This is a genomic window from Agrobacterium sp. DSM 25558 (assembly GCF_900100825.1).
Classification (GTDB): domain Bacteria; phylum Pseudomonadota; class Alphaproteobacteria; order Rhizobiales; family Rhizobiaceae; genus Agrobacterium.
Window position 1 is genome coordinate 1 of the sequence record NZ_FMUD01000034.1, and the last position, 13097, is coordinate 13097.

12 protein-coding genes are annotated in these 13097 nt (G+C 52.4%); 10 read left to right on the plus strand and 2 right to left on the minus strand.

Going from position 1 to position 13097, the window contains the following annotated elements; all coding sequences use genetic code 11:
* Positions 1-88: 88 nt before the first annotated feature.
* Positions 89-1149, plus strand: a protein-coding gene (locus DSM25558_RS27910) for an IS630 family transposase (RefSeq protein WP_143240208.1) whose coding sequence is annotated in 2 segments (ribosomal slippage) — positions 89-581 and positions 581-1149 — 1062 coding nt in all. Because the reading frame shifts where the segments join, the coding sequence is not laid out codon by codon here.
* Here the strand turns inward: DSM25558_RS27910 and DSM25558_RS22295 are convergent.
* Entirely contained in the window at positions 1150-1971 is an 822-nt protein-coding gene (locus DSM25558_RS22295) for a LysR family transcriptional regulator (protein ID WP_077106875.1), read from the minus strand. It lies immediately after the preceding gene.
* Between the two features lie 226 nt (positions 1972-2197).
* Here DSM25558_RS22295 and DSM25558_RS22300 point away from each other — a divergent pair, with 226 nt between their 5' ends.
* From DSM25558_RS22300 to DSM25558_RS22335, 9 genes are read left to right on the plus strand one after another with little or no spacing between them, the layout of a single operon-like run.
* Entirely contained in the window at positions 2198-6127 is a 3930-nt protein-coding gene (locus DSM25558_RS22300; protein ID WP_083716617.1) for an amino acid adenylation domain-containing protein, read from the plus strand.
* Entirely contained in the window at positions 6115-6339 is a 225-nt protein-coding gene (locus DSM25558_RS27915) for a tautomerase family protein (protein ID WP_083716618.1), read from the plus strand. Before DSM25558_RS22300 ends, DSM25558_RS27915 begins: the two co-directional genes overlap by 13 nt.
* A gap of 7 nt (positions 6340-6346) precedes the next feature.
* On the plus strand, positions 6347-7318 hold the full coding sequence (locus tag DSM25558_RS22305) for a pseudouridine-5'-phosphate glycosidase (protein ID WP_077106876.1): 972 nt from the start codon (positions 6347-6349) through the stop codon (positions 7316-7318).
* Positions 7315-8001 (plus strand): HAD family hydrolase, encoded by a 687-nt coding sequence (locus DSM25558_RS22310; protein ID WP_077106877.1) that lies wholly within the window; start codon positions 7315-7317, stop codon positions 7999-8001. Before DSM25558_RS22305 ends, DSM25558_RS22310 begins: the two co-directional genes overlap by 4 nt.
* Positions 7994-8461: a DMT family transporter gene (locus DSM25558_RS22315; protein WP_077106878.1), complete on the plus strand. Its 468-nt coding sequence runs from the start codon at positions 7994-7996 to the stop codon at positions 8459-8461. The genes DSM25558_RS22310 and DSM25558_RS22315 overlap by 8 nt, the downstream gene beginning before the upstream one ends.
* A gap of 6 nt (positions 8462-8467) precedes the next feature.
* Positions 8468-8911, plus strand: a complete 444-nt coding sequence (locus tag DSM25558_RS22320; protein WP_077106879.1) for a DMT family transporter — start codon at positions 8468-8470, stop codon at positions 8909-8911.
* On the plus strand, positions 8908-10086 hold the full coding sequence (locus tag DSM25558_RS22325; protein WP_083716619.1) for a questin oxidase family protein: 1179 nt from the start codon (positions 8908-8910) through the stop codon (positions 10084-10086). The genes DSM25558_RS22320 and DSM25558_RS22325 overlap by 4 nt, the downstream gene beginning before the upstream one ends.
* Before the next feature lie 17 nt (positions 10087-10103).
* Positions 10104-10787 (plus strand): uracil phosphoribosyltransferase, encoded by a 684-nt coding sequence (gene upp, locus DSM25558_RS22330; protein WP_200800791.1) that lies wholly within the window; start codon positions 10104-10106, stop codon positions 10785-10787.
* Between the two features lie 42 nt (positions 10788-10829).
* Positions 10830-12245, plus strand: a complete 1416-nt coding sequence (locus tag DSM25558_RS22335; protein WP_077106880.1) for a GMC family oxidoreductase — start codon at positions 10830-10832, stop codon at positions 12243-12245.
* A 168-nt stretch (positions 12246-12413) separates the two neighbouring features.
* On the opposite strand, the gene DSM25558_RS22340 is transcribed toward DSM25558_RS22335, so the two are convergent.
* Positions 12414-13067 carry a 4'-phosphopantetheinyl transferase family protein gene (locus DSM25558_RS22340; RefSeq protein ID WP_077106881.1) on the minus strand — a complete coding sequence of 218 codons (654 nt, stop codon included), beginning with the start codon at positions 13065-13067 and terminating at the stop codon, positions 12414-12416.
* Positions 13068-13097: the final 30 nt, after the last annotated feature.

Genomic DNA, 13097 nt, shown 5'->3' on the forward strand with positions numbered 1-13097 from the left:
GTTATACCAGTCGTCGGTAAGACTGACTCTCTTGGGGATTCCCAACGACGGACGAATCTGAATCTGTGGAGCAAACAGGAGGTTTGCGATGGGTTCAGCGCTTTCATTGCGGTCGGATTTCGACGGGGTCAGGTTGCGGCGGCTAGCTCGTCAGACGCGTGATGCCGATCAGGCGCGGCGGCTTCTTTCGCTCGCATCGATCTATGACGGCGGTTCACGCGCCGATGCCGCTCGGCTCGGCAGTGTGACAGTTCAGATCGTGCGCGACTGGGTGGTCCGCTTCAATGCTCGCGGTCCCGACGGATTGATCAACGGCAAGGCTCCGGGAAAGCCTACTCTCCTGAACGACGAACAGCGATCGGCCTTGGCGAAAGCCATCGAGCGCGGACCGACACCCTATCTGGATGGCGTCGTTCGGTGGCGTCTGTGTGATCTTGCCCAATGGATTTGGGAAGAGTTCCGCATCTCGGTGAGTGAGGAGACCCTGGGTCGCGAAGTGCGGGCCATGGGCTATCGCAAGCTCTCGGCTCGCCCAAGACATCATGCGCAGGATCGGGAGGCGGCCGAGGCATTTAAAAAAACTTCCCCGCCGCTGTGGCAGAAATCGCCGCCGGTCCCGCTAAGGGCAAAGTGATCGAAATCTGGTTCCAGGACGAAGCCCGGATAGGCCAGAAGAACAAGATCACCCGCCGCTGGGCTAAGCGGGGAACAAGGCCATCCGCGCCGCACGACCAGCGAACCCGATCGGCCTATATCTTCGGTGCCATCTGTCCCAAGCAGGGCAAGGCTGCCGCTCTCGTCATGCCGTGGTGCGACACCCATGCCATGAACCAGCACATGATCGAGATATCCCGCAATGTCGCCGACAACGCACACGCCGTCCTCATCATGGACCAAGCCGGATGGCATATGTCCAACAATCTCGTCGTCCCAGGAAACATCACCATCCTGCCACTGCCGCCCAAATCACCTGAGTTGAACCCCGTTGAAAACATCTGGCAATTCATGAGGGACAACTGGCTCTCAAACCGCGTCTTCAAGTCCTACGAGGATATCGTCGATCACTGCTGTTACGCTTGGAGAACGCTCCAGCAACGTCCATGGAAGATCATGTCAATTGGCCGACGCCATTGGGCGCAACGGTTCTGATCAATGACGGTTGGTATTAGCCCGAAACTTACCAATATCATTCGTGAAGCGATCGAGAACTGTTACAAGTCGGTGTTCTTCGATTAACGTTGATATCAAATACGAGGGTAAATATGAAATCCCAGTGCCTTCCAGTGTGAGATGCAGCAAGGGCTCAAGTGTGCTGGCCGTAGCGAAAGCAGGAACATGGAAATCCGTTTGGTCGTCATCGACTAGCTTCCATGGCGACAATCTGCCGGTCGAAGGATACCGGTGATACAAACATCGATGTAGGCGGAGATCGCTAGGCCGGGTAGGAAGCCCGTGCAGCTCGAAATATGCCTCCGTCCCCACAATGTTGTGTCCAAAGCTTCCTAGCACGCGGGTCATCAACGTAGAGTCACGAATGTCACCTGTTCGGACTGCAACGTCAAAACCTTCTTCCACGATGTCTACGAGCCTGTCGGAAAAGTCCAAATCCAGCTCAACGTCAGGAAACTGATTCATGAAACGCGACATTTCCGGCATCGACCGCATACCGGACAAAGGGAAGCTTACGCGGAGCCTGCCATGTGGCTTGACCAAAGATTGAGAGAGTTCGTCCTCCGCGGCCGCTAACTGCTCAAGTATCTTCTTACTCCGACCGAAAAACTGTTCACCTTCAGGTGTGAGCGAAATGCTTCGGGTATTTCGGTGAAAGAGACGAACCCCTATACGCGCCTCAAGTCGACCTATGGCTTTCGCAACCCCCGACGGGGTAAGGCCAAGCTGGCGTGCAGCATCGGTAAAGCTGCCAGATTCGGCAGATCTCAAGAACGCCGTCAGCGAGCTCAATCTGTCCATGTTGTCTCCCATCTTTTGGAATTCTGGCAGCGCCACCACAACATCCCCGGAATTAGGTGGGGAGTAACCGTGGAGAACGCAACTGCTGTTTGTTGGATAAGCTAGAAACTGCGAACCGACTTAGGACAACCTGTCCAATCAGTTGTGATTTCATGTCTGTTTAATTGCATGGGAAGCGAGTGTACCAACTACAGGTGTATTTTTCAGCTGGCGAGGAGGGTAGGTCATGCATGCAACTGCAGGTGCGACTGCGTTACAGGCCTCGGGAGAGGCCCCCGAATCAAGGGTACTAGCCGATCTTCTCCTTTCGCAAACTGAGCTTCATCCGAACAAAGTTGCTGCTGTCAGCGGTGATGAAGAGTTAACGTTTGGACGTCTATCTTCATTAGCGTTGTCAGTTGGAAGTGAACTCCAAGAAGCCGGTGCGGAGGTAGATACCTGCATCGGAATATTTTCGACGCGAAACCTGAATTTGCTTGTCGGAATATGGGGAGCGATCTTCTCCGGAGCGGCGTACCTACCGTTGGCGCCGGATTATCCCGACGATCGTCTGCGGTTCATGATCGAGGATGCCAAGATAAGGATAATTCTGGCGGAAGCACCACTTATTTCGCGGTTGAAATCGCTTGCTCCTCCCCAAGTCATAGTTCTCGATCTTTCGGCTCTTGTTTGCCGCAATTTCCTCCCTGCCCCGCACACGATGGGGCGAGGTTCCTTGGCTAAAATAACGGGTCGCGATTTGGCTTACGTCATTTATACCTCTGGAAGTTCAGGCAAACCGAAGGGTGTGATGATCGACAACCGCAGCATCGTTCATCAGATGCAGTGGCTAAGCCGATCTCATGGGTTGGACGGCTCAAAAACAGTGCTCCAGAAGACGCCGATCAGTTTTGATGCGGCCCAGTGGGAGCTACTCGCTTCGGCCTGCGGCGCGACTGTCGTAATGGCACCAGGCGAAAGCCATCGAGATCCCATTGCTTTGATCTCGGAAATACAACGTCATAGCATAACGACCTTACAGTGTGTGCCCACGATGCTTAAGGCGCTCCTTGACGTAGATCTATTCCGCGAATGTGCCACTCTTCGCCAAGTTTTCAGTGGCGGCGAGGTTTTGTCAACCGCTACGGCGAAGCAGTTTTTTGATCAACTTTCTGAGTGCGAACTGATCAACCTTTACGGGCCGACGGAATGCACGATCAACGCGTCTTCGCATGTGGTTAATGTCGAAGAAGCTGCCAAGTCAGATGGGTCGATTTCTATCGGGAAGCCCGTGGATGGCATGGAGTTTTTTATCCTCGATTCTGGGAGGAAGCCGGTAACTCGAGGGGAGACCGGTGAGCTTTTCATCGGTGGTATTCAGTTGGCTCGTGGTTACGTCGGTCGCACCGACCTGACCGAAGAGAGCTTCATCTTCATTACTGTTGAAAACCAGTCACATCCTGACCGGTTGTATCGTACTGGCGACCTAGCTCGCTGGAATGACGATGGAACCGTCCAATTTATTGGTCGTGCAGATAACCAGATAAAGCTTAGGGGTTTTCGGATAGAGCTTGACGAAATAAAACTCGCTATCGAGCGCCACGACTGGGTGCGCAGTGCGGCCGTCATCGCGAGCGAAGATCCGCTTTCTCATTCTACGTTTCTCACCGCGTTTATCGAACTAAGCCCTACACAAGCCGCTGTCATGGACCAAGGCATCAGCAGCTCGCATCACCATTCAAAAGCAAGCAGGTTACAGGTGCGTGCGCAGATCGCGAACCTTGGGTTGCGAGAGGCACATGAAATCCAAGATCGATCTTCTGTTCTCCTGCCTGGCAAGGAACCCACTATAGAGCAGATCAGTCAGGTTTTTCAACGCAAGACTTACAGGTTCTACGATGGTGGCGATACGACGCTTGCCGCATTGTACGAGCTTCTCTCAACTGATCCCGCAGCGGCCGAATCGCACGATAGCCTCGCCGAAATCAACCTAGATCTCCTCGGTTTCGTTCTCAGGTACTTTGGTCAATTCAACAGCGAAGAACGCCTGCTACCGAAATACGGCTACGCCTCTCCTGGAGCACTTTACGCAACACAGCTTTATGTCGAAGCAAGAGGGATTCCAAGCCTAGAGCCAGGATACTATTACTATCATCCTTCGCAGCACACACTCGTGAAATTTGATGCTACCTCGGAAGCGGCCTCACCGGAGATCGATTTTCACTTTATCGGCAAGAGGCGAGCAATCGAGCCTATCTACAAGACTAATGTGCGAGAAGTATTGGAATTTGAAGCTGGCCACATGGTCGGTCTACTTGACCGAGTGTTGGCCAATTCAGGCTTGGGTGTGGGAACGGGCGAATTCCTGCCCGAGGTCAGGCATCGCTTCGATATTTCGGAAGACCATGTATATCTCGGTAGTTTTCCGTTTGCGCGAAAGGCAGATCAGAGTTGGAATGACTCCGTCCGTCTCCTGATCCAACCACACGGCTCTGGGATACCAGGCTTGGCGGTTGGACTGTCCGAATTTAAGAACGGCCGACTTACGAAACTGTCTGATGAAATCGTCGAAAAGCATGATGTAATTGCCATCAATCAGAAAGTCTACGAACGATCTCAATTCGCCATAAGCCTGCTAACGGAAAGCGACGGCTGGCGGAGTTATATGGACCTAGGCCGAAAACTCCAACATCTGCAGATGAACGCATTGGGATTCGGTTTCATGTCCTCGGGTTACTCCTCCCGCGATGGACACGACCTCGGATCAGCGCGGCGGCTGTCGGATATCCTTTCGAAGATGGGAAGTGGTGCTCAAGCTTCTTATTTCGCGGTTGGCGGACGGGTAAGTCAAGAACAGATTGTCAGCAAAGCGATGAAAGAAGATGCGGTACATATGCGGGGGCCGGCTGAGCTTATCAAGGACGACTTAAGCCGCACATTGCCAGCATATATGATGCCCACCAAAATAATGATTTTGAACCACCTTCCGTTACTCCCCAATGGCAAAGTCGATTCTACAATTCTCCAACAACTCTCGTCTCAAAGTTTTCGGAAGGGCGGGGATCTAATCAGGCCCCGTTCGTCTACTGAAGACAAGGTTGCAGCCATTTGGAAGGATGTTTTGAAAGTTGACGATCCATCCGTTGATGACGATTTCTTCGAGGCGGGCGGAAATTCTCTGACGGCGGTGATACTCACACATAAGATAAACGTCGTCTTCAACGCCACTCTGCCTATTCAAACTGTCTTCGAAGCAGCAACAATCGAGAGGTTGGCGCAACGTATCGAAGATGGCGGAAGATCCTCAACCTCCCGCATCGTGAGACTATCCTCGGGTCCGGGACGACCAATCTTTTGCTGGCCAGGCCTTGGCGGATACCCTCTTAGCCTCCGGACACTTGCATCCCAACTTCTGACCAACCGTCCTTTTTTTGGCATCCAGGCATATGGGTTGAACGAAAGCGAGAGCCCATTCCCAACTATAAGTGCAATGGCGACCGCCGACATTGAAATGATCAGGGAGGTGCAGCCGTTCGGACCATATACGCTTTCTGGGTATTCTTTCGGCGCTCGGATCGCTTTTGAAACGGCCTACCAACTCGAGCGTGGAGGCTTTGAGGTTGACGCGCTTGTCCTTATTGCTCCAGGGTCGCCCAAAACAGACCAGATTGTTTCGTCCATGTCTGGAGCTATTGGCTCCGACGATCGGGCCAAGTTTGCAACAATCTTGTTGTCTGTTTTCACAGGAACACTATCCCATCCGATGCTGCGAGAGTTTCTGAGCATCGCCGATGATGACGAAGTGATCGCCGTGTTCCTTCACGAGCGATTTCCTGAGCTAGACTTCAACCAAACCAGACGGATTGTCGAGCTTGTTAGACTGACCTACGGATTTCGTTACGACCATAGCGAAATATTTGCACGAAAAATCTCTACTCCGATAACTATCATCAAGGCATCCGGCGACGATCACTCCTTTTTAGAGGCTGGTGATCTGGAAGCCGCGCACGTCTACCGAACCATCGATCTTACTGCGGATCATTATGGTCTCCTTAGAAGCGCCGGGGCAACTGAATTAGCAGACTGTCTAGAGCAAATCCTCAAAGAATCGGTGCTGACAAACACCCATCAATCTTCAGCCCCCATCGGAAAAGGAGGACGCTCGTGCCTCACGTGAACATCAAACATTTCCCCGCTTTAGTGCCAGACGAACTACGAGCCGAGCTTATCGGGTCTATCGTGAATGCTGTGACGCGGGCTTTCGGTTGCGACGAGAAAGTCGTTTCAATCTCAATTGAAAGCATTTCGCCCGCCCAATGGCAGGATGAGGTTTACCAACCGGAAATCGTGGCAAGGCATGAATTTCTCGTAAAAACACCGCAGTATTGAGAACCAAATGCGTCACTTATCAGCAAACTCGCTACTAGTTTTCGAAGACGAAGTCCGAGAAGCGCTCGACCGTGGGGCGCCGGTGGTTGCGCTAGAGTCGAACGTTCTCGCGCACGGCCTCCGCTACCCAGTCAACGTTTCCACAGCGCTCGCGATGGAAAACAAGGTTCGCCAGTCTGGTGCCGTGCCCGCCACAATCACAATTGACAGCGGCCGAATTCGCATTGGGTTGTCAGCGGTCGATATTGAACGTTTCGGTTCGGCCGAAGGAATCGAAAAGGTAAGCAGCCGAGATATGGGCGCAGCGCTAGCACGTGGCGGACTGGGAGCGACCAGCGTAGCGTCATCAATTGTGGCCGCCGATTTGGCTGGAATTCGATTTTTTGCTTCTGCAGGTATTGGTGGAGTTCATCGGGGCGGAGAAAACACAATGGATATTTCCGCTGACCTCATCCAATTCACGCGCTCACGGGTGGCAGTAGTCTGTGCCGGCGCTAAAAATATTTTGGATCTGGGCCTGACCCTGGAGTTTCTCGAAACTCACTGTGTCCCTGTAATCTCATATAAGTCTGACGACTTTCCAGCCTTCTACTGTAGGTCGAGTGGCTTTCCAAGTCCGCAGCGCCTTGACACCGGTTACGCCATTGCTCTCGCCTTGGAATTACATTGGGCTTTGGGCAATAACGGCGGCGTATTGATCACCTCACCAACTAAAACTGAAGATTCCCTCGAGCTCGAAGATGTCGAAAGGGTGGTCAGGGACGCGATATCTGCCGCCGAGGCGGCTGGAATTCGTGGAAACGGGATTACGAGAGAAATAATGCGAGCCGTTGACCTCGCAACAGGAGGGCGATCAACGAGCGCAAACATAGCTGCTCTGATCACCACTGCAGAAACCGCAGCAGAGCTTGCCGTTGCCTACGCCAACTTCGACCCGCCCGCGTTTCCTCGACAATCGAATGAGGTCGAAGTCAGATGAAAAATCAGCTTTTAATTTTCGATTTGGACGGAACACTGTTTGATACTCCGAGCGCCATTGTCGAAGTATTTTCGGGTGTATTTTCTTTGACCGATGTGCCAGTTCCTCCCCCAGAAAGCATTCGCTCTACTATTGGGCTCCCTCTCCCGGCGGCGTTCGCACTGTTGACAGGTGAGAGCGAGGATTCCGAGCAGGTGACGGATTGCGTCTCTCGTTACCTAGCTCATTTTCGAACCCTGATCCTGCCAAAGGCCGTTGATCTACTTTATCCAGGAGTAGCGGACGGCCTAGGACTTTTGCGCACCAATAAAATCACCCTAGCGGTCGCAACTAACAAGTTCCAGGCCAGCGCCGAAGCCATACTCGGAGCGAGCGCGATCCTTCCCTTTTTTGCGGTTGTTCTCGGAGCTGACCAAGTCGACAATCCAAAACCGCATCCCGAGGCCGTTGAACGGATCCTCCAACAAACTGGAGCAGACAGGGAAAGCACGCTGATGATCGGCGATACGACACATGACGTGCAGATGGCGAATGCTGCGGGCATTCGTTCAATCGGCGTTACCTACGGCGTCCACAATCATCAACAGATCATGGCGGCTAAGCCCACTCATCTGGCGGCCTCATTTCAGGACGTTCTGAGCATAATCGCAGAGAATACGTGGAAGGGAAAAGCATATGCTTGACCGGCTTGGCCTCTACGCCCTCGCACTTATCGGCGGAGCATTGCTGACACTTCTTATAAGCTGCAGCAGCCTCCTAGCGCACAGCACAACCCCGATATTCTCATCCTTTGTCGCACATGCAGGCGGGGCAATTGTCGCATTAATTATTGCGACTAGCGCGTCCTTTCTACTAGGCCGACCAAAGGCAGGCAGCGTTTCCAACGAAAAGCCACCATTTTGGATGTACCTCGGCGGTATTGCTGGTGCACTAACGGTCATACTCCCCACGATGGCTGTCAATGGCGGTCTATCTTTATCAGGGGTCATCGCTCTTTCTCTCGTGGGTCAGACCGCCTTTGGGATGATTTCAGATCAATTCGGGCTCTTTGGCAGTGAGACGCGGAAGGTTTCGATTTTCGACCTTATTGTCGCGTTGACGGTGCTGTGCGGCAGCTCGTTGATAATATTTGGAAAGGGCTGAGATTCGATGCTCTATGTACTTATTGGGTTACTTAACGGGATTGTGGTTGGGACAAGCCGCACCGTTTACGGCCGGCTTAGCTCCCATGTTGGCCCATTCAATGCATCCGTATGGGCGCATCTTGTTGGTCTTGCGTTCGTCACGCTCCTCATCCTCGTCTCCGGCCAACCTCTTTACTATCCGTTGACTGTTGCTCCGCCTGCGGCCTACCTCGGCGGCTTCTTTGGCGCTCTCTTCGTAGTCGTCAGCAGTTATGTGTTTCCTAGACTGGGAGCTGTCAAAGCCGCGCTGTTCGTTATCAGCGGACAGATGATTACCGCTGTAATCTTTGACTGGATAGTCAGTGGCAAGGGTCCGACCATTCTTACGTCGATCGGGGTAATTCTCGTGGTCAGTGCCATCTATTTATCTGGGATGTTTCGCAAGCGTCGGCTGGAGGGTAAGCCATGACCAGTTCAAAGTTGATCGACGATCTCCTCAGTGACCGAACCTATCACATTGAATTCAATGGGCACCTTACCAACCATGCAAAGCACGCGGTGGTGGCCCTTGCGCGACTTGGAGCAGCACCCGAGGCGATCAAGCGGTATTATGACAACTACGCGATTGAAACGCCGTACGGTTTCGGGTTGGAGCAACCCCGTCCGCCAAGAGTACCGATATCGAAGGAGAATTGGCGCGATTTCCTAGGTCAGCGCTCGCATTTCGCATCATATTGCGAGTTTTTTGATGGGCAAACAGAAATTTATGGGCTTGATTCGGTACTTCGCGAATATCTGCCAGAGTTGTTGCCTGGGTGGGTGGGAGCGTTCACTCACGCGACAATTCATCTCGGATGGGGCCTGGATATTGAAAGCCGGTGGATGGTCATCGAAGGTCTAGCCTACATGGCTTTCGCGTATGTAAGTTGTCATCCTGAACGAGCAGAAGCAACCCGAGGAGAAAGAGGCGATAACGCGGTCAATTCGTTGTTCGAAATTGTCGATCAATGGGAAAAGCAAAGGTTGGGCGAGTGGGTAGAAAATTTTCTTCGACAGCCCGCGGAGCCGGATGGAATCCACCCTGAGCTCCAACGTTCAGGTCTTCAATTCCGGATTGCGCGCATCCTTTCTGTCGGCCATCCTCTGATTTACCAATTACCAGCCTGGAGTTTTGAAACGGAGCCCCGTTGGGATGAACTCTACTATCTCGTAACATTGCTCTATCTTTCGCAGCCGGGTGACTTCGTCATTCTCCACTTAATCACGTCTCTTCATGCGATGGAACAAATCGCCGATGCCGCTTCGCCAGAAATCCGCAATAATGTTGCGCAATGCTTTTGGATCGGGATGCTAGGTGTCATTTTTGCCGAGAGACTTTTCGTCAAGCGGTCCAAACTTCAAGCTCTACACAAGCTCTTCCACTCTTCAGTTGACGATGTGACTGCTCGTCATTCTGCGGATGACTGGGCGAATATAGTGGGACGGGCGTTTGAGGAAGAGGAGGAACACAACCCGAAACTTGTCTACGTCTTAAAGCGGCTTTGGGAACGGACCGGCGGCCGGACAATCTACCGGGCAGCAGCTGGTCAGTTCACGGCGACCCCGGACCTTCCTCCGTCTTTCGAACAACCGGCAACAGAATAAAAAGTGAGGAATATGCCTTGTCGAACAGCATCGCTCAGGCCGTGGATTCTCACCACGTTAGCCCAAATGTCCATCTCCTTCCGCAATCGAAGCTGCTTCGCGCGCTCCACACGAAAGTGAGGGCGCGCAATGCGTCCCGTGACGAGTTTGTCTTTTACGCCAACCGAATCATTCGATTGTTGATCGATGCGAGCTTGGAGCTCTTGCCGTTCGAGACAAAAGCGGTCGAGACACCTGTCAAAGAAATTTACAGCGGTCTCGATTTGGCGGCTAACCTTTGCGGCGTCTCGGTAGTCCGTTCTGGTGAAAGTATGGAGGCAGAGTTGCGCGATGCTTTGGGCGCTATACCAATCGGGAAAATTCTAATACAGCGGGATAAATTGACGAAATTGCCACTTCACCTTTATACCAACCTGCCTGCGGACATTTCACACCGTCACGTTCTGCTTTTGGAACCGATGTTGGCGACTGGCGGTAGCGCACTCGAAGCCACGAAAGTCTTGTTGGATAGCGGCGTTCCCGAAGATCACATCATATTTGTAAATTTTCTAGCTTCACCCGAAGGGTTACGCAGGTTCACCGCCGAACGGCCGGGGATCAGAATTGTTACGTCATCAATCGAACGCAGCCTAAACGGGAATGCTTTTATGCTCCCAGGGATCGGTGACTTCGGAGACCGCTATTTCGGCACGGATTCATAAATAACAACGAACTCAAATCGAGTAATTCCAACAGGAGTGCATATGGCGTCGTGGTTACACAACTTCACTCCGGATTTACCTTGCCTGAACGACGAGTATGATTTTGTTATTGTGGGATCCGGTCTAACTGCAGTGAGCTTTGTCCATCGCCTCACCAAATTGAGCCGAAACAAGCGCATTCTTGTCATCGAGGCCGGACTGCCAAGACTGTCTGAACATTTCCAGCAGGAAACCGAGGATGCGGCTTGGACGGCTTTTCAGGAGGTAGCTGACGAAGAGATCGGCGCAGGATTGCCAAGCCTTGTTCCACACAGGATCTTGTTCGGTGGCCGCACGCTTTTCTGGACAGCTTGGACGCCCCGGCCCACGATCGAGGAACTTGATAGATGGCCCAAAAAATTGGTGACGACCCTCCTCAGCGAATTCCAAGAAGCTGAAGAGTTCCTTGGGACTGATCGTGCAGATACTACGTCGATGCCCGGAGACAAATTTCCTTGGTCCGCTGTTTCAGGTTATTCGATTAATCCCGCGTCGATAGCCAGGAGGAATGGCGTTAAATTCTCTGCGGTTTCGGTTTGGCGTGAAATTTTCTCATCTGGGAAAAATATAATTAATATCGTTTGTGGCGCGCGGGTATCGGAGCTGTTGGCTGAAGAACAACAGATCACCGGTCTGAAGTTTGGTGACGTTGAGAAGCACTTTTCCGGAGCACAGTTCGTCCTCTGCGCGGGAGCACTCGAAAACTTCCGCTTGAGCAACCGCCTTGGTAATGTCACGCACTCGATAGCGTGCCACGGCGTCGTCTCACATGTCATTACCGGGAGGCTGCTTGAGCCAACTAAAAGACCAACCGCGATGGGTGCGATGTTGGCTAGACCAAACCGAAACGAGGGGCCGTTCGACCATCATTTCCAGATATGTTTGGCGAGCCTAGCCCCAGGCTGGACCGCCGATCAAGTGCATCGTATGTCACCAGATGCATTGGAGCTTTCTGCAAAAATACTCCCAAAGACAGCAGATTTCGCCTGCACAATAACTTGTCTGTTCGAATTTCCATCCCTCCAACAAAAAACCGATGACCAACTGTCTGGAAGTTCAGGTTTTGCTGCATCAGCGGAATCGCGTGGCGTAGATAATCCAGCGCTTTTTGCTGAAGCACTGTCCGCTCAGTTCACATATTTTCAGGATAGAACAAAGGACTTTGCAGAAAGGTTCTTGGATTTTGAAGCACTCGAAAATCAGTCTGTTCAGACCCAGACGGTGGCGAAGTATGTCGTGCACGATACCTTAATTAATAGTGAGGTGACCGACCTCGAAGTCAAATCTTGGCGCCAAATCCACGGCATGTGCGGTAATTGCTTTACACTCGGTCAGATCAACTGGCCCTCAATTGGTGTCAGCAACCCTGCTATCCTGAACGTTGCCGCAGCATTTGCCTTGGCGAATGAACTGGCATGAATAGCTCAAACCCATCCCAAGATGGGCTATGTGCTCAGGAGGTACTGTAGTGCGCTACGACCGCATCATCCCGGGGGCGACAACAACGGCTCGTCGCCCGCATCAAAGCGAATTCTCTGCGGTAACACTCGGGCGGTTACAGTGAAGATGCCCGACAACACCACCAAGTTAAACGTGCCAGGAAACAGCAGATGAATAACCCGTGGGCGCAACGATGGTGTGCACCCGCCAATGGCCTTCGATGACTTCATCACCCGCAGCAGAAATAGTCTCCGGAGCGCGGCTGAAGCCGGTCCCCATAGCTTTCAGCAGAGCTTCCTTCCGAGTCCATAATGCGAAAAACTTTTCAAGTTCCGTTCCGTCATTGGCTTCGAGGAACCATTGATACTCATCCCGGCAAAAATACAGATCCAAAAAGTTGTTGGGATCCTCGAATGGACGGTGCATTTCGATATCTATGCCAACCTCGGTTAGACCGGTGGCGATCGCAATAAAGTCACCTGAGTGAGAAATGCTAAATCGAAGCCAGGAGAAGTCTGAGCTGGACAGAAAAGGTTTACCGCGAAGCGCTTGCTCGAATAAAAGCGAGGACGGCTTCGCATGGAGAATGCTGGCGAGTTCTGCCTTCAGGATTGCTTTCGCCAACAATCGACGTATTCGCTCGGCGGCGTCAATCACCGAATCCGCCTCTCGAAGCTCGTTTTCCGACAGATAGCTCAACACAGTTTTCGGGATCGGCGCTAAGCCAGAGATGAAGACCCCGATGTCGTAGAAGCGGTAAACGAGGCCCTCTTCAATAAAACCTTTTTGCGTGGGAAGCATCTCGTCTCTCAATGCGCTCGCAACCTACAC